Annotated in this window: 23 protein-coding genes and 1 tRNA gene; 4 read left to right on the top strand and 20 right to left on the bottom strand. The window is 45.0% G+C overall.

Annotation, left to right across the window (positions count from 1 at the left end; genetic code table 11):
* Positions 1 to 80: 80 nt before the first annotated feature.
* The 4 genes from AB4371_RS05180 to mutY form a co-directional block, all read right to left on the bottom strand.
* Positions 81 to 156, bottom strand: a tRNA-Phe gene (locus AB4371_RS05180).
* 103 nt (positions 157 to 259) lie between these two features.
* Positions 260 to 1393 (bottom strand): membrane-bound lytic murein transglycosylase MltC, encoded by a 1134-nt coding sequence (gene mltC, locus AB4371_RS05175; RefSeq protein WP_017063191.1) that lies wholly within the window; start codon positions 1391 to 1393, stop codon positions 260 to 262.
* A 69-nt stretch (positions 1394 to 1462) separates the two neighbouring features.
* Entirely contained in the window at positions 1463 to 1735 is a 273-nt protein-coding gene (locus AB4371_RS05170; protein ID WP_010435637.1) for an oxidative damage protection protein, read from the bottom strand.
* Positions 1736 to 1763: 28 nt separating this feature from the next.
* Positions 1764 to 2825: an A/G-specific adenine glycosylase gene (gene mutY, locus AB4371_RS05165; protein WP_372149182.1), complete on the bottom strand. Its 1062-nt coding sequence runs from the start codon at positions 2823 to 2825 to the stop codon at positions 1764 to 1766.
* A gap of 165 nt (positions 2826 to 2990) precedes the next feature.
* Between mutY and trmB the strand changes: the two genes are divergently transcribed.
* Together trmB and glsB are read left to right on the top strand one after the other, a co-directional pair.
* Positions 2991 to 3710, top strand: a complete 720-nt coding sequence (gene trmB, locus AB4371_RS05160) for a tRNA (guanosine(46)-N7)-methyltransferase TrmB (protein ID WP_010435641.1) — start codon at positions 2991 to 2993, stop codon at positions 3708 to 3710.
* Positions 3711 to 3895: 185 nt separating this feature from the next.
* Positions 3896 to 4816, top strand: a complete 921-nt coding sequence (gene glsB, locus AB4371_RS05155; RefSeq protein WP_048605849.1) for a glutaminase B — start codon at positions 3896 to 3898, stop codon at positions 4814 to 4816.
* 115 nt (positions 4817 to 4931) lie between these two features.
* Here the strand turns inward: glsB and hemW are convergent, their stop codons facing one another.
* The 7 genes from hemW to AB4371_RS05120 all read right to left on the bottom strand — a co-directional run bounded on the left by hemW (position 4932) and on the right by AB4371_RS05120 (position 9782).
* Complete coding sequence (hemW, locus tag AB4371_RS05150) at positions 4932 to 6119, bottom strand: radical SAM family heme chaperone HemW (protein ID WP_372149178.1); 1188 nt, start codon at positions 6117 to 6119, stop codon at positions 4932 to 4934.
* A complete protein-coding gene (locus tag AB4371_RS05145) occupies positions 6119 to 6718 on the bottom strand; it encodes an XTP/dITP diphosphatase (RefSeq protein WP_010435646.1) in 600 nt (199 codons plus the stop codon). The genes hemW and AB4371_RS05145 overlap by 1 nt, the downstream gene beginning before the upstream one ends.
* 48 nt (positions 6719 to 6766) lie before the next feature.
* A complete protein-coding gene (locus AB4371_RS05140; protein ID WP_017062246.1) occupies positions 6767 to 7198 on the bottom strand; it encodes a DUF4426 domain-containing protein in 432 nt (143 codons plus the stop codon).
* A gap of 28 nt (positions 7199 to 7226) precedes the next feature.
* Positions 7227 to 7517 carry a DUF167 family protein YggU gene (yggU, locus tag AB4371_RS05135; RefSeq protein WP_017067797.1) on the bottom strand — a complete coding sequence of 97 codons (291 nt, stop codon included), beginning with the start codon at positions 7515 to 7517 and terminating at the stop codon, positions 7227 to 7229.
* Positions 7518 to 7546: 29 nt separating this feature from the next.
* Positions 7547 to 8104, bottom strand: a complete 558-nt coding sequence (locus AB4371_RS05130) for a YggT family protein (protein ID WP_017067798.1) — start codon at positions 8102 to 8104, stop codon at positions 7547 to 7549.
* A 76-nt stretch (positions 8105 to 8180) separates the two neighbouring features.
* Complete coding sequence (gene proC, locus AB4371_RS05125) at positions 8181 to 8999, bottom strand: pyrroline-5-carboxylate reductase (protein WP_017063196.1); 819 nt, start codon at positions 8997 to 8999, stop codon at positions 8181 to 8183.
* Positions 9000 to 9077: 78 nt separating this feature from the next.
* Positions 9078 to 9782, bottom strand: a complete 705-nt coding sequence (locus AB4371_RS05120) for a YggS family pyridoxal phosphate-dependent enzyme (protein WP_372149176.1) — start codon at positions 9780 to 9782, stop codon at positions 9078 to 9080.
* A gap of 26 nt (positions 9783 to 9808) precedes the next feature.
* On the opposite strand from AB4371_RS05120, the gene AB4371_RS05115 reads away from it, so the two are divergent.
* Both AB4371_RS05115 and AB4371_RS05110 read left to right on the top strand, forming a co-directional pair.
* The gene (locus AB4371_RS05115; RefSeq protein ID WP_017062242.1) at positions 9809 to 10846 is read left to right on the top strand and encodes a type IV pilus twitching motility protein PilT; all 1038 of its coding nucleotides are present in this window, start codon (positions 9809 to 9811) and stop codon (positions 10844 to 10846) included.
* 14 nt (positions 10847 to 10860) lie between these two features.
* Positions 10861 to 11970 carry a PilT/PilU family type 4a pilus ATPase gene (locus tag AB4371_RS05110; RefSeq protein WP_017062241.1) on the top strand — a complete coding sequence of 370 codons (1110 nt, stop codon included), beginning with the start codon at positions 10861 to 10863 and terminating at the stop codon, positions 11968 to 11970.
* Positions 11971 to 12044: 74 nt separating this feature from the next.
* On the opposite strand, the gene AB4371_RS05105 is transcribed toward AB4371_RS05110, so the two are convergent.
* The 9 genes from AB4371_RS05105 to metK form a co-directional block, all read right to left on the bottom strand.
* Positions 12045 to 12182, bottom strand: a complete 138-nt coding sequence (locus tag AB4371_RS05105) for a hypothetical protein (protein WP_170791814.1) — start codon at positions 12180 to 12182, stop codon at positions 12045 to 12047.
* Between the two features lie 99 nt (positions 12183 to 12281).
* Entirely contained in the window at positions 12282 to 12704 is a 423-nt protein-coding gene (gene ruvX, locus AB4371_RS05100; protein WP_004735480.1) for a Holliday junction resolvase RuvX, read from the bottom strand.
* A gap of 60 nt (positions 12705 to 12764) precedes the next feature.
* A complete protein-coding gene (locus AB4371_RS05095; RefSeq protein WP_017062239.1) occupies positions 12765 to 13328 on the bottom strand; it encodes a YqgE/AlgH family protein in 564 nt (187 codons plus the stop codon).
* Positions 13329 to 13444: 116 nt separating this feature from the next.
* The gene (gene gshB, locus AB4371_RS05090; protein WP_004735482.1) at positions 13445 to 14395 is read right to left on the bottom strand and encodes a glutathione synthase; all 951 of its coding nucleotides are present in this window, start codon (positions 14393 to 14395) and stop codon (positions 13445 to 13447) included.
* 9 nt (positions 14396 to 14404) lie between these two features.
* Positions 14405 to 15136: a 16S rRNA (uracil(1498)-N(3))-methyltransferase gene (gene rsmE, locus AB4371_RS05085; protein ID WP_017062238.1), complete on the bottom strand. Its 732-nt coding sequence runs from the start codon at positions 15134 to 15136 to the stop codon at positions 14405 to 14407.
* 153 nt (positions 15137 to 15289) lie between these two features.
* On the bottom strand, positions 15290 to 16021 hold the full coding sequence (locus tag AB4371_RS05080; RefSeq protein ID WP_372149174.1) for an endonuclease: 732 nt from the start codon (positions 16019 to 16021) through the stop codon (positions 15290 to 15292).
* A 96-nt stretch (positions 16022 to 16117) separates the two neighbouring features.
* Entirely contained in the window at positions 16118 to 16618 is a 501-nt protein-coding gene (locus AB4371_RS05075) for a SprT family zinc-dependent metalloprotease (RefSeq protein WP_017062236.1), read from the bottom strand.
* Positions 16619 to 16698: 80 nt separating this feature from the next.
* Positions 16699 to 17496, bottom strand: coding sequence for a DUF2189 domain-containing protein (locus tag AB4371_RS05070; protein ID WP_017062235.1), 798 nt, complete (start codon positions 17494 to 17496; stop codon positions 16699 to 16701).
* A 368-nt stretch (positions 17497 to 17864) separates the two neighbouring features.
* Positions 17865 to 19019: a methionine adenosyltransferase gene (metK, locus tag AB4371_RS05065; protein ID WP_017062234.1), complete on the bottom strand. Its 1155-nt coding sequence runs from the start codon at positions 19017 to 19019 to the stop codon at positions 17865 to 17867.
* Positions 19020 to 19304 lie beyond the last annotated feature (285 nt).

Here is a 19304-nt window from a genome sequence, read left to right as displayed (position 1 = left end):
GTCGGCACACTAAATTCTTTATGCTTTTGTCCGTGTTGTTACTCCCTGTTAAAGAGTGTTGACACCAACAAATCAAATTGTGGTGCCCGGAGGCGGAATCGAACCACCGACACGAGGATTTTCAATCCTCTGCTCTACCGACTGAGCTATCCGGGCAACGGAGCGCTATTAAACGGATTTTCTGCATAACCGTCAACTCCTTTTTTGAAAATAATTAAAAAAACCGTTCGTTCGTTGTTTTTTTATTCAAAAGTGAGGGTTATGTTTTACCTTGGTTAAATTCTTTTTTGAATTGCGTTACTTTTTCGAGGTATCGGCGCGACTCTTTATTTGGATGCTTCTTGGTAAGCGCCCAGTAGGCTTGGCTCGGTTGCAGCGAGTTTAAGTCTTGCATTGCTCGCTTTCTGTCCTTACTGAAGGTATTGAGTACGCCACCAGTACCGCCGTTATAGGCTGAAATCATACTGTATTCAAGCGTTAATGGGTTTTTTACGTCTTTCAAATAACGATTTTTAAGGATGTAAAAGTATGCGGTGCCAGCATCAATGTTGTTTTCTGGATTGAATAAGTACTCAGGGCTTGGTTCACCAGGTTTCTTTTTGACGTGTTCAAATACATCTCGACCAGCGGTTTTAGGTACCACCTGCATAAGACCATAAGCATTAGCCCAGCTTACGGCGTACGGGTTGAAGCTACTCTCTGTCTTGATGATAGCGTAGATTAAATCTTCAGGGATGTCATAACGCTGAGACGCTCGTCGAACGATGTCGGCATATTGATAACTACGCTGGCTAGCGTGGTCGGCCACCATTGGGATTTCAACGTAGTAGGCTTTTTTAAAGTCGACTTCTTTGGTTTTTAGGTTATTCGCGATCAGGTAATCCGCAAACTGGTTCGCTCGCCAAGTCCATTGAATGGGCTTTTTTTCTTGGTCTACGACCTGATTATAGAGGAAAGGTTTGCCTTCTAGCTTGATGCTTTTAGAAGAGAATAGATCGACATGCGCCGGATCATCTGGCGTCAAAAGGGTCGTCATGATCGCATTTTTGAGGTGTTTTTTCGGTTCGGTAGAGGAAACCGTTTCCACCGTTATCAGGCCTTGGCTAAAATTCACTTCTGAACGACTTAAGTAATTATCTATGTATTTCACATAGTTACTCTTACCTGCTATCTTGATTTCACTGCTACCCCAACGTTTTTGAATGTTGCCTGAAAAGCTATCTATTAATGAATCTAGCGCCCCGGTATCTTTTTCAAATTGTCCGGGTAGCTCAGCTAAATTCTTCACAAACCGGTTGGTTGGCTCGTAATTGACATCATAAATGCTTTCGACAAATTCACGGCTGCAGCCAGTTAATAACATGGCTGTTAGGAAGTAACTTAGCTTTTTCATAGTTCCTCATACAAAAATGACATCGCAGCGTTAACCATGATGTCATTAAAAATTGCTTAAATAAATGTCTTATTCGCTTGGTGGAGTATAGCCATCAATTACGACATCTTTACCTTCAAAAAGGAAGTTAACCATCTCAGTTTCAAGAAGTTTACGATGCTCAGGATCCATCATGTTTAGCTTCTTTTCATTGATAAGCATAGTTTGCTTGCTTTGCCATTGTCCCCAAGCTTCTTTAGACACGTTGTCAAAGATACGCTTACCTAAGTCACCTGGGTAAAGTTGAAAATCTAGGCCTTCAGCATCTTTTTGAAGGCGAGCACAAAATACAGTGCGGCTCATAGTGGTTCCTCTTATCGCGTTCGTTGATTCAAACGTCGTCGTTCAGTTCAAAGGGTAGGCTCTCAATAAGCTGCTTTACAGGAGCGGCTAGGCCAATTTCTTCCGGTTTTGATAAGTTATACCAGAGACCTTTAGCCCCTTCCATTATCAAATCTGGTTGTTTATCTAATTTCACTAATACTGGCGTGATATCTAAGTGGTAGTGGCTGAAAGTGTGTCTAAACGCAATCATGGTCTTGATCGAATTGGCTTGAGTGTCTTTGATCGAACGAAGATCTAGTTGATGTTCGATCTCTGCGTTTTCATTTTGAGGGAAACAAAACAATCCGCCCCAGATACCAGATTGAGGGCGCTGTTCGAGCCACACTTGGTTGTCGTGATACAGAATCACAAACCATGTGTCTTTTACTGGCTTTTCTTTCTTAGGCTTTTTGCCAGGGAAGTCGAGCTGTCTATCGAGCTTCTTGGCCTCACACATGCTTTCAATCGGGCACAAGGTGCACTTAGGCTTGCTACGGGTACAAACCATGGCACCCATGTCCATCATTGCTTGGTTGTACTTATCGACATCTTTGTTCGGAGTATGTGCTTCGGCGTGTTCCCAAAGCTGGTTTTCGACTTTCTTTTGCCCCGGCCAACCTTCAACGGCAAAACTTCTCGCAAGCGTTCGTTTTACATTGCCATCAAGAATCGCATGAGGAAGTTTATGAACCGATGATAAGACGGCTGCTGCTGTTGAGCGACCAATCCCCGGTAGCGCGTTCATCTCTTCGATAGAAAGCGGAAATTCACCACCATATTGCTCAGCAACGATCTTGGCTGCTTTATGTAGATTGCGAGCTCGTGCGTAGTAACCAAGCCCTGTCCATAAGTGCAGAACCTCATCTTGTTCGGCGTTCGCTAGGTCGATAACCGTTGGAAAGCGTTCTAAGAATCGTTGGTAGTATGGAATCACCGTGGCGACTTGAGTCTGCTGAAGCATGATTTCAGATAGCCAAACGGTGTAGGCGGTTTTGTTTTGTTGCCAAGGTAATTCTTTACGCCCGTAGGCGTCATACCACTTTAATATGGCGGTTGCGAAAGGAGTCACGACATGCTCTATGCTTTGCTATTATTAGAAGCGAAATTGCACCACACTTAACGTTGGATGTAAAACAGACAAATTGTGTGGGAATTTATCCACGGAAAGACTTGCACCGAAGGCAATTCTTTGGATAATCCCCGCTTTGATTAATCAATGTGCAGGCAAAAATCAATGAGTGAAGTGACCACTAACGAATATACTGAAGACGGCAAACTGGTTCGTAAGATCCGTAGTTTTGTTCGCCGCGAAGGCCGCTTAACAAAAGGCCAAGAAAACGCGATGAATGAATGTTGGCCAACAATGGGTATCGACTACAACCCAGAGCTTCTTAACTGGAAAGAAGTATTTGGCAACGATAACCCAGTTGTACTAGAAATTGGCTTCGGTATGGGTGCATCACTGGTTGAAATGGCAAAGAACGCACCTGAGAAAAACTTCTTAGGTATTGAAGTTCACAGCCCAGGTGTTGGTGCTTGTTTAGGTACAGCGCGTGATGCTGGCGTAACTAACCTGCGTGTAATGTGTCACGATGCAGTAGAAGTATTTGAACACATGATTCCAGATAGCAGCCTGCATACACTGCAACTGTTCTTCCCTGACCCATGGCATAAAGCTCGTCACCACAAACGTCGTATCGTTAAGGCTGAGTTTGCAGAAATGGTTCGCGGTAAGCTTCAACTTGATACTGGTATTTTCCACATGGCAACAGACTGGGAAAACTACGCAGAGCACATGATTGAAGTGATGAACGTTGCTCCAGGCTTCGAGAATATCGCTGAAGATGGTGATTACATTCCTCGCCCAGATGAGCGTCCACTGACTAAATTTGAAGCTCGTGGCCACCGTCTTGGTCATGGTGTTTGGGATATTAAGTACAAGCGTACTAAGTAATTCTCGAGCACAACAAGTGAAGGTAAACCTGCTTTAGGTTAAACCTTACACTTTGTGGGATTGATTAAAGCCAACATTATTGTAATGTTGGCTTTTTTGTCCTTAGGCTTTTATTGCAATAAAGGTTTAAGGACAGAAAGTAATGTTAGAACCCTACAAAAATAACAATATAGAAGTAAGCACACATGAAACCAACTCAAGCTATTTTGGCCGAGATTTTAGACGAAGTTCGTCCCCTAATTGGTCAGGGAAAGGTTGCCGATTATATCCCTGCATTGGCTCGCGTATCGAACCAGAAACTGGCGATCGCGGTATACACCAATGAAGGCGAGGTGATTAAAGCAGGCGATGCTGAAGAAGCATTTTCTGTGCAATCTATCTCTAAAGCCTTGAGCCTTACGCTAGCTATGGTGCTATATAAGCCTGAAGAGATTTGGCAACGTGTTGGCAAAGAGCCTTCTGGTCAAGCCTTTAACTCGATGATTCAGCTTGAGATGGAGCAGGGGATTCCCCGTAACCCGTTTATCAACGCGGGTGCTATTGTCGTAGCGGATCTATTACAAAGCCGCTTGTCTGCACCTAGGCACCGCTTGTTAGAGTTTGTGCGTCAGTTATCGGGTGATACTCATATTGTGTATGACAAGGTGGTAGCGGCTTCAGAAATGATGCACAGCGATCGTAATGCGGCTATCGCTTACTTGATGCGTTCATTTGGTAACTTTGAAAATGATGTTATCCCTGTTCTGAATAACTACTTTCATGCCTGTGCGCTTAAAATGACGTGTGTAGATTTGGCAAAAACCTTCAGCTACTTGGCAAACAAAGGCGTGTCGGTTCAAACCAAGAAAGAGATCATCACGCCAGTCCAAACCAAGCAGTTGAATGCTCTGCTTGCGACATGTGGTTTGTACGATGGGGCCGGCGAGTTTGCCTACCGTGTTGGTATGCCAGGAAAATCGGGCGTCGGCGGCGGTATTATTGCCATTGTTCCGGGGGAGATGACAATCGCAGTGTGGTCGCCAGAGCTTGATCCTTCTGGTAACTCGCTCGCAGGCACTAAGGCTCTAGAGTTGCTTTCAGAGCGAATTGGTCGTTCTATTTTCTAAGAGAAAGATGCGAGCACGGACTTCGTCCTATAGAACGCTTCGCTCCGAGAGAGGGCTATAAAAAAAAGGGTTGACCCTAAAGCCAACCCTTACGCAAGACTTCTCGAATCTCTAGCTATTCGTCTTCTTCTGCCATGAAGGCTTCCAGCAAATCGTTGAGGAATAGCTTCCCTTTTTCTGTGATCTGCCAGTGCGTGTCGGTTTCATTCAAGTAACCTAGCTCTTTTGCCCATTCAATCGTTTCTTGAATCGAGTCGAAGCCAAGCCCAGTCGTATCGATGAAATCTTGTTTTGGACACGCTTCCATTAGCCTGAAGCGATTCATGAAAAATTCAAAAGGGCGGTCTTCATTAGTGACTTCAAGTTCATCTGACAGATAGGGCTTCACTAAATTCTGATACGCTGCTAGGTAGCCTCTAGGGTGTTTAACCTTAGTGGTTCGAACAATACGTCCATCTGCAAAGCTCAGCTTGCCATGAGAGCCACAGCCAATACCTAGGTAGTCACCAAAGCGCCAGTAGTTGAGATTATGCTGACACTGATATCCCGGCTTGCTGTAGCCTGAAATTTCGTACTGCACATACCCTGCGTCTGCGAGCTTCTTATGACCCAAGTCGAAGATATCCCAAAGGTCATCATCGTCAGGCAGTTTGGGCGTTTTGTAATAGAACATGGTGTTAGGTTCTATTGTTAGCTGATACCAAGACAAATGTGGAGGGTCGAGCTCGATCGCTTTGTCTAGATCAGCCAAGGCCTGATCAATGCTTTGATCCGGTAAGCCGTGCATTAGATCTAGGTTGAAGCTATTTAATCCAATCTTATGCGCTAAGTGAGCTGCGTTGACCGCTTCATCTTGACCATGAATACGCCCAAGCCTTTCCAGTTTCTCTTGCTCAAAACTTTGTACGCCTACCGAGATTCGACTCACCCCTGCCTTTTGGTAACCAGCAAAACGCTCAGCTTCGATAGTTCCCGGGTTGGCTTCCATGGTGATTTCTATTTCAGGTTTGAACGGGATACGCTGTTCAATGCCTTGTAGCAATCGGCCAATTCCTTCAGGAGAAAACAGGCTTGGGGTTCCGCCACCAATAAAGATCGAATGTAGCGGACGAGGCATACCATCGAGCTGATATTTTTCAATGTCAGTATCGAGATCCTCAAGTAGTGCATCGATGTACTCTTTTTCTGGGATCTCGGCTTTGAGAGCGTGAGAGTTAAAATCACAATACGGACACTTTTGTACACACCATGGGATGTGGACATAAAGGCTAAGTGCGGGTGGAATTAGCGCTGTATTGTGCATTACAGAGCTTGCTCTTTGAGAGTCTTAAATAATGACGCGAGGGCTTTACCACGGTGTGATAGTTGCTTTTTACGCGACGATTCAAGCTCTGCTGAGGCGCAGTTATCTTCTGGCACAAAGAATACAGGATCGTAGCCAAAGCCATTCTCACCGTGTTCTTCAGTCAGAATACGACCTTCCCATTTACCGTGACACACCAATGGTGTTGGATCGTTTTCGTGACGTATTAGAACCAACACACAGTGGAAACGAGCGGTACGTTTTTCAACGTCGACACCTTGCATAGCATCTAAAAGCTTTTCGATGTTTTGCTTATCAGTCGCCCCTTCACCTGAGTAACGCGCTGAATAGATACCGGGTGCACCATTAAGGTAATCAACTTCTAAGCCAGAATCGTCAGCAATGGCTGGTAGCCCCGTCTCTTTCGCAGCGTGGCGAGCTTTGATGATGGCATTTTCAATGAAAGTTGTTCCCGTTTCAGCGACTTCTGAAACGTTAAACTCACTTTGCGCGACAACGTCAAAACCAAACTCAGACAGAATATCTGCCATCTCGCGAACTTTACCTTGGTTGCCTGTTGCTAAAACAATCTTACTCATGGGAATGTAGCTCTAAATAAGTTAATAAATGAAAAGTAAGGTTTGAGCTTACTCTTCTATATAGAATTTCTGTGTGAAACGCAGTGGACCAGTGCCTTTTAGGCCTGCGTTCACATCGATGTCGAAGGTGATGTTTTCTTCGTGAGTTACGGGGAACTCAGCAAGGTAATAAATCGCATCGCCTTCTTTGATTTCTCGAAACTTCAAAGTACGGGTGTTTCCAACGAGGTTCTTCGCTGTTCCCGTAATTTTAGCCGTTGTCGCAGGCTTGCCTAGAGAAGCCTTGTCTAACACGCTGATGTTGAGGATTGCTGAGTATCCATTTCGCTTAAGTTTGTATTGCTTAGCGACTTGCGAAGTTAAGAACGTGGAATTAAAAGCCGAGTAATGAACCTCGACATCCTTAATGTTCTTAAATTGCCCTGCTGAGCTTGGTAAGGCAACAAGAGCGGTGAGTAGTGCTGTTATCCATAAACGCATAATGACTCCAATAAATAGCAAAAAGCCATCATAGGATGGCTTTGACTTCAGTTGGGATTTGGCTTGGCGAGCATATTCGAACTTGCTTGTGCCTACCGAGATCTCCCTTTTCTATCTTAATTTGCCCTTTTGCGACCTTAAACTGTTTCGCGAGGTATTTCGCTAAATGGGCATTGGCTTTGCCATCAACCGGTGGTGCAGTAATGGCAATTTTCAGTTCCTGACCGTGCAAGCCGACAATTTTGTCTCGGCTTGCTTTGGGTTGGATATAGAGCCTAAGAAGAATATCGTCTTCCTCGGCCCAAACCGCTTTTGGCATCGTCAAAGTACCTGATGTTTGTACTTGAATTATAGCTGATACCAAATAGGGCCAATCATGTCGCCCATTAGGAAGTTCGCAAATTGCAGAACAATGAACAGAACCAGTACGCTTAGGTCGAAACCACCCATGTCCGGAAGGATACGGCGGATAGGCACTAGCATTGGTTCAGTCAGTTGATGGAATACGTACTCGATTGGACTACGACCTTGGCTTACCCAGCTAAGGATTGCACGGATAAGTAGAACCCAGAAGATCAAACCACCCGCCGCTTTTAGCAAAGATAGTGCACCAAAGATCAGGAAGCTGATATCGAAAACGGCAGCGCCGCCAGAGATAATCAGGTTTAGAGCAACGAACTTAAGTACACACAGCACATAAGCGAAAACAACGGTCGCTAGATCAAGGCTGCCGATTGATGGAATAACTCGGCGTAGTGGGGCAACAACCGGTTGTGTCGCTTTTACGATGAATTGTGAGAATGGGTTGTAGAAATCTGCACGTGATGCTTGTAGCCAGATACGCAAGATCACAACCATGATGTAAAGATCAAAAACGGTCGAGATCAGAAAGCTCATCGAGTTCATATTGTTTCCTTTTTCGGATTTACTTGTCGCTTAGATATAACCAGAGCGGCAAAATGCTTGTTTACCTTGATTGGTACTAAAACAGTTTTTCCATCTCTTCAGCTCGAGCAACCGCCGCTTGCATGGCTTTTGCTACGATGTCTGATAGTTGATGTTCGTTAAACGTGCGTAGTGCTTCTGCGGTCGTGCCGCCTTTGGATGTCACTTGTTCACGCAGTGTTGATAATTCAGTATCTTGGTTTGCTACCACCATCTCTGCCGCGCCTAATGCAGACTGCTGCACTAGCTTACGAGCGGTTTCTTGGTCAAAACCTTGCTTGATTGCTTCAGCTTGCATCGCTTCCATAAACAGGAAGAAGTAAGCCGGAGCGCTACCCGCCGCCGCAATGATGTTGTTGATTCCAGACTCTTGTTCAACCCAACTTACTTCACCAACAGCTTGCATCAGCTGAGAAGCAAAGTCTTTATCATCTTGGCTGACAGTTGCATCGGCATAAAGACCACTCATCCCTTTACCAAGCAGTGATGGCGTGTTTGGCATCACACGAACAAGGTTCAGTTGGCAGTTTAACATCTCATTAAGTCGATTCGCATTAATACCCGCGGCAATTGAGATAACCAGTTTGTTGCTGAAGTCGATATCTTGTAAGGGTTTACATACATCAGCCATCATTTGTGGCTTCACGGATAACACAACAACGTCTGCTTTTTCAGCTGCTGCAATATTATCGCTGGTGGTATTGATGCCGTATTCTTGTTCTAACGGCAGCCTTCTGGTTTCTGAAGGTGCTGTCGCAGTAATCTTTTGCGCTGGGTAACCACTAGCAACTAAGCCAGCTACAATTGAGCGAACCATGTTTCCCGCCCCAATAAAGGCGATGTTCTTATGTACCATATATAAAATCCTGAGCGTGTCGCTGCGCGGATAAGGCGAAGCGGTATCAATACTTGTACTTGTCGTTACTTACTACGGCTATTTCGCGTAATCACGAGCGCCGAAAATAGCTGTTCCAATACGAACCATTGTGCTGCCAGCCTCAACTGCTGCATCCATATCACCACTCATCCCCATCGAAAGGGTATCAATGTCTGAATACTTCGCGGAGAGCTTATCTTTAAGCTCTGCCAGTTGAGAGAATGCATTAAGCTGAGATTGATAGTCAGAGACGTTTGCAGGAATTGACATCAATCCTCTTAAAGTGAGGTTAGGGAGCGACGAAATCAACTCCGCCAGTGCAAAAACTGTCTCTTCAGAAGTACCAGACTTGGACTCTTCACCACTGGTGTTTACCTGAATCAACACCTGTAGAGGTGGAAGTTCGCTTGGACGTTGATCGTTAAGCCTTTGCGCAATCTTATCGCGATCGATGGAATGTACCCATTGGAAGCTTTCCGCAATTGGACGAGTTTTATTGGACTGAATTGGACCAATAAAGTGCCACTCTAAATTTAGGTTAGAATGTTGTTCTGAAAAGTGTTTTACTTTATCAACACCTTCTTGAACATAGTTTTCACCAAAGGCAACTTGGCCTCCGAGTGCGGCTTCTAGAATCGCATCAATAGGTTTAGTTTTGCTGACGGCTAAAAGTTGCACGGACTCTGGAGCTCGTCCGCACTTTTGCTCAGCACTACGAATCTGTGAGGTGATTTGTTCGATATTTTGTTGAATACTACTCATAGCTGACTTTACTTAAGGGAAAATAAATGGATATCACTGAGTTACTAGATTTTAGTGTAAAGCATAACGCGTCAGATCTACATCTTTCTGCGGGTGTATCTCCAATGGTACGTATAGATGGTGAAGTAAGGAAGCTTGGAATCCCAGCTTTGAGTCATGCTGATGTGCATCGTTTGGTTTTTGAGATCATGAGCGATTCACAACGCGGCGAGTTTGAAGAAAAACTGGAAGTCGACTTCTCTTTTGAATTACCCAATGTTGGTCGCTTTCGTGTTAATGCGTTTAACCAAGCCCGTGGCTGCTCAGCTGTCTTTCGAACTATCCCTGTCGAAATCCCGACTTTAGATCAGTTAGGTGCACCTGAGATCTTCGAAAGGATTGCTAACTACGAAAAAGGGTTAGTGCTCGTCACTGGTCCAACTGGCTCTGGTAAATCAACGACTCTTGCGGCGATGGTTGATTACGTAAATCGCAACCACAATAAGCATATTCTGACGATTGAAGACCCGATTGAATTCGTTCACACCAATAATAAATGCCTAGTCAACCAGCGTGAAGTTCACCGTGATACCCACAGTTTTAAAGCGGCACTGCGCAGTGCCTTACGTGAAGACCCAGACGTGATTCTGGTTGGTGAACTTCGTGACCAAGAGACGATTAGCTTAGCGTTAACCGCAGCAGAAACGGGTCACTTGGTCTTTGGTACTCTGCACACCAGTTCTGCGGCTAAAACGATCGACCGTATTATCGATGTGTTCCCAGGTAGCGATAAAGATATGGTTCGTTCGATGTTGTCTGAATCACTGCGCTCGGTGATAGCCCAGAAGCTGCTAAAGCGTGTTGGTGGTGGTCGTGTGGCGTGTCATGAAATCATGATGGCAACACCTGCGATCAGAAACTTGATTCGTGAAGATAAGGTTGCGCAGATGTACTCGATCATTCAAACGGGCGCAGCGCACGGCATGCAGACCATGGAACAAAATGCGAAGCAGCTGATGGCGCAGGGCTTGGTTGATTCGGAAGAGGTCGAGAAAAAGATCGAAATTGAAACCTCAATGTTTTAATCAAGGTGGACACAATGGAATTGAATCAAATCCTTGAGGGAATGCTTTCTCAAAAGGCATCGGATCTTTATATCACGGTTGATGCGCCAATCCTTTTTCGTGTGGATGGTGAATTACGCCCCCAAGGAGAGAAGCTGAATGCGGCTCAAGTTGCTCAATTACTTGATGCGATGATGGAACAAGACCGACGTGATGAATATCAGCAAACGCGTGAGGCTAATTTTGCGATTGTGCGTGACTTTGGTCGTTTTCGTGTCAGTGCATTCTTTCAGCGAGAGCTACCTGGAGCGGTCATTCGACGTATCGAGACTAACATCCCAACCTTTGAGCAACTAAAGCTTCCTGATGTACTACAGGACCTATCAATAGCTAAGCGCGGACTTGTGCTGGTGGTTGGTGCGACAGGCTCTGGTAAATCGACCTCAATGGCTGCAATGACAGGCTATCGCAACACCAATCGCTCGGGACATATCTTGACGGTTGAAGACCCTATTGAATTTGTGCACGAACATAAAAAGTGCATCGTGACGCAGCGTGAGGTCGGGCTCGACACCGAGAGTTACGAAGTCGCGCTTAAGAACTCGCTACGCCAAGCACCAGACATGATCTTGATTGGCGAAATCCGTAGCCGTGAGACCATGGAATACGCGATGACCTTTGCTGAAACGGGTCACTTGTGTATGGCAACCTTGCACGCCAATAACGCTAACCAAGCGCTAGAGCGTATTCTTCATTTGGTGCCGAAAGAGCAGAAAGAACAGTTCTTGTTTGACCTATCGATGAACCTGCGTGGTGTCGTCGCTCAGCAACTCATTCGCGACAAGAATGGCAGCGGGCGTCATGGTGTATTCGAGATTCTGCTGAATAGCCCTCGTGTTTCTGACTTGATTCGTCGTGGTGAACTACACGAACTGAAAGCAACCATGGCTAAATCGAAAGAGATAGGTATGCAGACCTTTGACCAAGCTTTGTATGATTTAGTGATAGCAGGCAAGATCAGCGAAGAGGATGCGTTCCACAGTGCCGATTCTGCTAATGACTTGCGCTTAATGCTCAAAACTAGACGTGGTGATGACGACTACGGAACTGGGGCGTTGGCTGGTGTGAAGATAGATATGGGGTGATAAAAAACGCCTGATTTGATTCTAGGTTAAAATCAGGCGTTCATCATATTCATCGTTCGACTGCGTCTGTATTATCAACGCTTCTTGTTCTTAGGCTCGCTGATTACGTCTGCGTCAGTCGAAGTATGATTCATATAACCTGCATTATTGGAGCTTGTCGAACTGCATGCTGATATTGCTAGAGCTACGAAGATTGCTAGAAAAATTTTCATGTGAACTCCCACTTACCTAATAATGAATTGCTTCGACATTACGTCGTAATATCATTATAGGATCACAAAGGAGTTTAATCTTTGAGCTCTTAATTTTCGTTATGAATATTGTGCTTCAAACCAGCTCTCTAAAATGACGACTGCAGACTGGTTATCGACATTACCTTTACTTAGTGCTTTGTAGCCGCCCATTTCAAAAAGGTCGGCCCTTGCTTCTGTCGTAGAAAGTCTTTCATCATGCAGTTCAACATCGACACCAAAGCGCCCTTTTAGGCGATTGGCAAACTTCTTCGCCCTTGGTGTAATCGCGGCTAGATCTTTACCATGAAGATCGGTAGGAAGACCAACCACGATAAGATTCGGCTGCCACTCCTTAATTTGCTTTTCGATATCGTCCCAATTTGGGATGCCATCTTTGGCTTTAAAAGCTTTTAGAGGGCTTGCGGTGCCCGTGATTTCTTGTCCTATCGCACTACCGATACTTTTTGTACCGTAGTCAAATGCCATAATTGTTCGTGACATGGGGTTTCCAAATTTATCTGTGTTTGAGAGTGTCTGTTTATTTTACTTAGTTGATTTGAGCTAGGCGTGACCAGCGTCTGCTGAAAGCTGAGCTGCATTAATGCCTAACATCTGTACAGCGACTTTCCAGCGGTCAGAAATCGGTGTATCGAAGATGACCTTCGGATCGGCTTCAACGGTTAACCATGAGTTCTCGGTCAGCTCTGTTTCCAGTTGTCCGGGTTCCCATCCTGCATACCCAAGTGCGACTAAATAATTCATCGGCTCATCTTCTGTGCCCAACACCATCAAGATATCTTTTGAGGTTGTCACTGAGATTTGATCCGTCATGCTGATACTGGATTGATAGTTGCCTTTAGGTTTGTGCAAAATAAACCCACGGTCTTCTGCGACCGGTCCACCATTCAATACAGGCTTATCAAGACTTGCTTGGTTGGGTTTTGGCTGATCAGAATCAACCTCAACTTGCTTAAGCATGCTACCGACAGTGACATCAATAGGGGCGTTGATCATCAAACCCATCGCGCCTTCGTCATTGTGCTCACAAAGGTAAATCACCGAATTTTGAAAGTATGGGTCTTTCATTCCGGGCATAGCAACCAGAAAGTGGTTCGTTAAATTCATAGAGCCTCCTGCCAGTGTGTTCCCAGTAAAGGAAAAAGAGCGGCGTAAAGCCGCTCATTGTTCTTTGCCTAGATATTTCTGTGTTTTCGAATAGCTAAGGCTTTCTTTAGTTTAGGCTATTTAGCGTTAACGCGACGCTCAATTGCATCCATTAATTTACCTGTAACTGAAATATCAAAAGCGGCTTCAATTTCACGGATACAAGTAGGGCTAGTCACGTTAATTTCAGTCAGCTTGTCGCCGATAACATCAAGCCCAACAAAGATTAAGCCTTTCTCTTTCAGTGCTGGAGCAACTGCTCTTGCGATAGCCCAGTCTGTTTCACTTAGAGGACGAGCTTCACCTGTACCGCCAGCAGCAAGGTTACCTCGAGTTTCCCCTTTTGCAGGAATACGCGCTAGACAGTAAGGCATTGGCTCACCGTCAACCACAAGAATACGCTTATCACCATTGCTGATGTCTGGAACAAAAGTTTGTGCCATTGCGTAGTTCTGACCGTGGTTGGTCAAGGTTTCAATAATAACTGATACGTTTGGATCGCCTTCTTTCACACGGAAGATAGACGCGCCGCCCATGCCATCAAGTGGTTTTAGAATCACGTCGCCGTGTTCTTCTCGGAACGCTTTAATTTTTTCAGCTTTACGAGTCACGATGGTGGTCGGTGTCAGTTCAGGGAACCATGCCGTGAACAACTTCTCGTTACAGTCACGTAGGCTTTGTGGTTTGTTGACGATCAGTGCGCCGTTCTCTTCAGCACGCTCAAGAATGTAAGTTGCGTAGATGTACTCAGTATCAAACGGAGGATCTTTACGCATTAGTACCGCATCTAAATCGGATAGCGCGATAGTCTGTTCTGATTTGAACTCGTACCAACCGTTTGGATCTTCTTTTAGTTCAACAACCTTAGTGTCAGCAATGGCTACGCCTTGATCTAAATGTAGATCATCCATTTCCATGTAATGGATTTCGTAACCACGACGCTGAGCTTCAAGCATCATGGCAAAGCTAGAGTCTTTTTTGATGTTAATGGATGAAATTGGATCCATTACGATGCCAAGTTTGATCATTTTTTTCTCCTAGCCTAGATCGCCAAAACGGACTTGTAAGGCAGTAATTGCGGTTAGAGCTGCTGTTTCGGTACGAAGTACACGTGGGCCGAGTAGCGTCTCTTCAAATTTGTATTGTTCTGTCATGCCGATTTCTTCAGCCGACAAGCCACCTTCAGGGCCGATCAATAGGCGTACCTTACTGATAGGTTCTGGAAGGGTATTAATTGAGTATTTTGCACGAGGATGTAAGTTCAGCTTTAATGCTTCACTCGGTTCGCTACACCACTCTTCAAGTTGCATGATAGGGCGAATGACTGGAACCGTATTGCGGCCACACTGTTCACACGCCGCGATAGCAATCTTTTGCCACTGTGCGAGTTTTTTCTCGAAGCGTTTTGTATCAAGCTTAACGCCACAGCGCTCTGAAATTAAAGGGGTAATGGTGTTCACACCAAGCTCAACCGATTTCTGAATCGTGAACTCCATTTTGTCGCCACGTGAAATCACTTGGCCTAAATGTAAGTCTAACGGAGATTCGCTGCTGCGTTCGATGCGTTCAGAAACATTAACGGTGACATTTTTCTTTGATACTTCGGCTATCGTCGCAGGGAATTCAGCGCCACTGCCATCAAATAGAAGGACTTCTTGGCCTTCTTTCATGCGAAGGACACGACCAACATGACCCGCGGCATCTTCGCCTAAAGCGAGTGAACCTAACTGATGAATGCGTTCTGGGTGATGAATACGAGGGATTCTCATGCTGGTAAACCTATAAATATGTTCATTTGGGTATTTTGTCTCTGCCTAACATGGATGCTTTTAGTTGAAAAAACAAGGGTAGAGCAAGAGTTTCAGGGGCAATTCTGAAACTCTTGTTTGAGATAGTTAGGAATGTTGATTGTACGAGCGACGTTATTTACAAGCAGGGTAAACAAATGGGTTGTGATTACCTTGGATGGCATAGATTCGCTCATCACGAGTACATTCCCACTTGTCGACAGGAAATTGCTTGTTCCACGCCATCATTAGGTTGGTTTGTTGCTTAGATAGTTTGAAACCATACTCTTGGCTCATGTAAAGGTAAGTACGCGCGATAGAGCCTTTTGCTCTGTCTGGCGGCATAACTTTACGCTGCTTGAAGTTGACCTGCATTTCACACTGACCATAGCTCACACCATCCATGCCATTCCACTGACTGAAGTTGTAGTTGGAGCGATCACCGTTAACCTCGCCAATGGCCGGAGTTAGGTTGTGAAGGTCGGCTTCCATGGATTTGAATATTTTGTCATTGCGAGTGCAGTTCTTGCGCCCACCATCTTGCCAACACTGACGCTGGTGGCCAAATTGCCAAGCTGGAACCACGTGTTCCCACTCAATTCGACTCGCCCGCTTTTGTTGTTTTCGGACTTGATAGCCACAGCCATCAAGGTCGGGAATGCCTTTCTTTTTGTCCTTCCATGTAATGTCACAGCCGCAATAAAATGAAGTCGGATGGTCGAGGTAAATCTTCACCGCTTCTCTTTTTGCTTTGGAAAATGAGCTCGGTGGTGCGGCGAGAACGCTTTGGGTTACCAGTAGGCCAAATGCTATTGTTAAGTAAAAAGATATAGGTAGGCCAAATGCTTTGAAGGTGAGTTTTTGCATAGAAAAAGACTGATAAAAGTATGATAAACATCAGTCTAGCACTCAAATGTTAGATCTCTCTATTAGATTTGTTCTACCGAGTAAATCAACCTGTCACTAGCTTAGTTGAGTTCCCGTGAAAGCTAAGGTTTGCTGGCACAATTGGCAGCGGTAGGTCGATTGATTCCGAAGTACTTTGTTGTGTCGTCTGATTGATAATGGGTAAGTGGTGCACTCACATCGATATTCAAAGGTTTTCCCTTGAACTGACGCGATTTCAAAGCTGTGAGTTGTTCTGGCTGGCACGTTGAATACTTTTTCCATCACGTATTTCCACTCGTTTCCGTGAGGCCTAACACGTCCGAAAACCTGATGCGTGATCAGGTGTGCGAGTTCATGTGGCACAACCTCGTTGATGAAGGCATCTTCATTTTCAGAAAATAGTACGTGGTTGAGCTTAATTTCGTTGAGCTGAAGGTAGGCCTTTCCCGCCGCTTTGCCTCTTAACTTGAAGGTGATAGTTGGGTGTGGAAATTCACGAGAGAAATGTTGATTTGCGATAGCTAGGCATTCGGCCAATTTCTTATTTGCTCGGTGTTGTTGCGGGGTGTAAGACAAACGTTGTTAACTCCAAATAAAAGGCCTCAGCGTTTAAACCAAGGCCTAATCATAACATTGCTTGTTGATCTAGCGATGCTTTACACGTGATGTTTTTTCTTAATGATCTCGTGATAAGCGTGCCATGTAGCATAGCCAAGTAGCGGCATGGTGACGATCATTCCGATGCCGTAGGTGGCAAAACCCACCAAAATACCGGCACAAATAATACTCGCCCAAACCACCATTGCAGGGATGTTCGATTTCACGGCATTAAAGCTAGTGAAAATCGCACTCATCACATCAACGCGTCTCTCCATCATTAACGGAATTGAAAATGCTGAGATGCTAAATATGAGGCTTGCGATAACAAAACCAATCACAGAACCCGTAATTAAGAAGGGAGCGAACTCAGCCAGTGGTGCGCCTTGCACTGAAGGGTAGAGCGCGTGCAATAACGCAGCGATACGCATCCAGAATATCATCGCAACCATCAATACGATCGCAAAGGCCCATTGGTGGGTGGAGTTGCGAGTGATGGCTTTCATCGAGTGCAGTAGGCTTGCGTTGTGGCCTTTTTCTCTTTCCCAAGCTGCGTCATACAAGCCCAGAGCAAGAAACGGCCCTATTAGCATGTACACGATCAGGCTTGGCATTACGACCAAGTGTGTTCCTTGCCATTGGACAAGCTGAACAATGGCGATTGCCGCTCCCATAAAGCACAAACCGTAGAATGCGCTGATTAATGGCATTCTTACTAAGTCATGCAGAGCAAGCGACAACCAATGAAAGGGTGCGGAAATACTGATTTGGTTACAAGGAATGGTGCGAGCGTAATCCTTATCGCTGACCTTGTGTTTTTTATCGTTCAGTTCGGATGGGTGCGCGGTACGAGGCATAGATCCCCCTAGTTAAATAACGTCCTAGTTATAATTCCATAAGGCTCATCGATGTGGCTTGTGTGAGAGTTATGGTGTTGAGCTAAATTGCTCTTTGTCATCCCAGTTTTTGTTCTAGCGTGCATTTAACGAGCGTTATCAGGCTGAATTAATTTAAGTTAAATGTGAGCTTGATCTCTTAGGAGTTACCTTAACTATTGTCAGTAGTGTTAGAAAACACAAATTATCAGCGGTTTTTTATACTAAGTGGTTAACGGTAAAGAAGGGCATTAGAGAAGAGAATGGCGAGTGAAAGTAAGGTAAGTACATAAAAATAAAGCCCTTACTAAGAAGTAAGGGCTTTAAAGAGACAAATCGCAGTGGCTAAATTATTTTAGGCCAGCGAAGTCCGCAAGGATTGCTGCTTTGTCAGTCGCTTCCCAAGGGAACTCTTCACGACCGAAGTGGCCGTATGCAGCAGTCTGCTTGTAGATAGGCTGAAGAAGGTTCAACATCTCTTGAAGACCGTATGGACGTAGGTCGAAGTTTTGACGAACTGCTTCAATGATAATTTCGTGAGCTACTTTTTCAGTACCAAACGTTTCAACCATGATAGATGTTGGATCAGCAACACCGATAGCGTAAGACAGTTGAATCTCACAACGGTCAGCCATGCCAGCAGCAACGATGTTTTTCGCAACGTAACGAGCCGCGTAAGCTGCAGAACGGTCAACTTTTGATGGATCTTTACCAGAGAATGCACCGCCACCGTGACGAGCTGCGCCGCCGTAGGTATCAACGATGATCTTACGACCTGTTAGACCACAGTCACCCATTGGGCCACCGATTACGAAACGGCCTGTTGGGTTGATGAAGAAGTTAGTGTCTTTGTTGATCCACTCAGCAGGAAGTACTGGTTTGATGATCTCTTCCATTACTGCTTCACGTAGATCCGGTGTTGTTACTGAATCGCAGTGTTGAGTCGAAAGAACAACAGCGTCGATACCAACGATTTTACCTTGGTCGTATTGGAACGTAACTTGAGATTTCGCATCAGGGCGAAGGAAGTCAAGTTTACCGCTCTTACGTACTTCAGCTTGCTTCTTAACAAGAAGGTGAGAGTAAGTAATTGGAGCCGGCATTAGGATTGGTGTTTCGTTAGTCGCGTAACCAAACATGATGCCTTGGTCGCCTGCGCCTTGCTCTTTAGGGTCTTCTTTATCAACACCTTGGTTGATGTCTGGAGACTGCTTACCAATTGTGTTTAGAACAGCACAAGAGTCAGCGTCAAAGCCCATATCAGAATGAACGTAACCAATTTCACGTACTGTTTCACGAGTGATTTCTTCGATATCAACCCATGCAGACGTTGTTACTTCACCGCCAACCATAACCATGCCGGTTTTAACGTAAGTCTCACAAGCAACACGTGCTTTTGGATCTTGTTCCAAGATGGCATCAAGAACAGCATCAGAGATTTGGTCTGCAATTTTATCTGGATGGCCTTCTGAAACAGATTCAGAAGTGAATAGGTGCTTAGCCATGAGAGCTCCACTTTTAGTTTTTGGTGTAAATAGTTTATGGCGTCGCAAGCTAGGAAGCGCGCCATTAAATACAGTATATTTTGTAGGTGTTTCTACATCTAGACGGCTATTCTAAATTCCAGCGGTCGAATTACAAGCTCTTTTTTATGATATGTCATAACTAATCGTTTGCGTATCGATTGAGATAAGCCACTGCCAAGTGATGTAAATGTTCGAAAATTGCGAAAAATGACCGTTAAAATGCCAGTAAAACGTTTGCAGTCGCAATAGTCGTTTGAGAGAATA

The organism is Vibrio sp. 10N.261.51.A3, from assembly GCF_041471965.1.
In the GTDB taxonomy this organism is placed as follows: Bacteria; Pseudomonadota; Gammaproteobacteria; order Enterobacterales; family Vibrionaceae; genus Vibrio; species Vibrio crassostreae_C.
Note: the sequence above shows the minus strand (reverse complement) of the source record. Positions and strands in the feature narration are given on the sequence as shown.

Coding starts and splice junctions, on each gene's coding strand:
- mltC (WP_017063191.1), bottom strand. CDS start 1,393: ATGAAAAAGCTAAGTTACTTCCTAACAGCCATGTTATTAACTGGCTGC.
- AB4371_RS05170 (WP_010435637.1), bottom strand. CDS start 1,735: ATGAGCCGCACTGTATTTTGTGCTCGCCTTCAAAAAGATGCTGAAGGC.
- trmB (WP_010435641.1), top strand. CDS start 2,991: ATGAGTGAAGTGACCACTAACGAATATACTGAAGACGGCAAACTGGTT.
- glsB (WP_048605849.1), top strand. CDS start 3,896: ATGAAACCAACTCAAGCTATTTTGGCCGAGATTTTAGACGAAGTTCGT.
- hemW (WP_372149178.1), bottom strand. CDS start 6,119: ATGCACAATACAGCGCTAATTCCACCCGCACTTAGCCTTTATGTCCAC.
- AB4371_RS05145 (WP_010435646.1), bottom strand. CDS start 6,718: ATGAGTAAGATTGTTTTAGCAACAGGCAACCAAGGTAAAGTTCGCGAG.
- AB4371_RS05140 (WP_017062246.1), bottom strand. CDS start 7,198: ATGCGTTTATGGATAACAGCACTACTCACCGCTCTTGTTGCCTTACCA.
- yggU (WP_017067797.1), bottom strand. CDS start 7,517: ATGCCAAAAGCGGTTTGGGCCGAGGAAGACGATATTCTTCTTAGGCTC.
- AB4371_RS05130 (WP_017067798.1), bottom strand. CDS start 8,104: ATGAACTCGATGAGCTTTCTGATCTCGACCGTTTTTGATCTTTACATC.
- proC (WP_017063196.1), bottom strand. CDS start 8,999: ATGGTACATAAGAACATCGCCTTTATTGGGGCGGGAAACATGGTTCGC.
- AB4371_RS05120 (WP_372149176.1), bottom strand. CDS start 9,782: ATGAGTAGTATTCAACAAAATATCGAACAAATCACCTCACAGATTCGT.
- AB4371_RS05115 (WP_017062242.1), top strand. CDS start 9,809: ATGGATATCACTGAGTTACTAGATTTTAGTGTAAAGCATAACGCGTCA.
- AB4371_RS05110 (WP_017062241.1), top strand. CDS start 10,861: ATGGAATTGAATCAAATCCTTGAGGGAATGCTTTCTCAAAAGGCATCG.
- AB4371_RS05105 (WP_170791814.1), bottom strand. CDS start 12,182: ATGAAAATTTTTCTAGCAATCTTCGTAGCTCTAGCAATATCAGCATGC.
- ruvX (WP_004735480.1), bottom strand. CDS start 12,704: ATGTCACGAACAATTATGGCATTTGACTACGGTACAAAAAGTATCGGT.
- AB4371_RS05095 (WP_017062239.1), bottom strand. CDS start 13,328: ATGAATTTAACGAACCACTTTCTGGTTGCTATGCCCGGAATGAAAGAC.
- gshB (WP_004735482.1), bottom strand. CDS start 14,395: ATGATCAAACTTGGCATCGTAATGGATCCAATTTCATCCATTAACATC.
- rsmE (WP_017062238.1), bottom strand. CDS start 15,136: ATGAGAATCCCTCGTATTCATCACCCAGAACGCATTCATCAGTTAGGT.
- AB4371_RS05080 (WP_372149174.1), bottom strand. CDS start 16,021: ATGCAAAAACTCACCTTCAAAGCATTTGGCCTACCTATATCTTTTTAC.
- AB4371_RS05070 (WP_017062235.1), bottom strand. CDS start 17,496: ATGCCTCGTACCGCGCACCCATCCGAACTGAACGATAAAAAACACAAG.
- metK (WP_017062234.1), bottom strand. CDS start 19,019: ATGGCTAAGCACCTATTCACTTCTGAATCTGTTTCAGAAGGCCATCCA.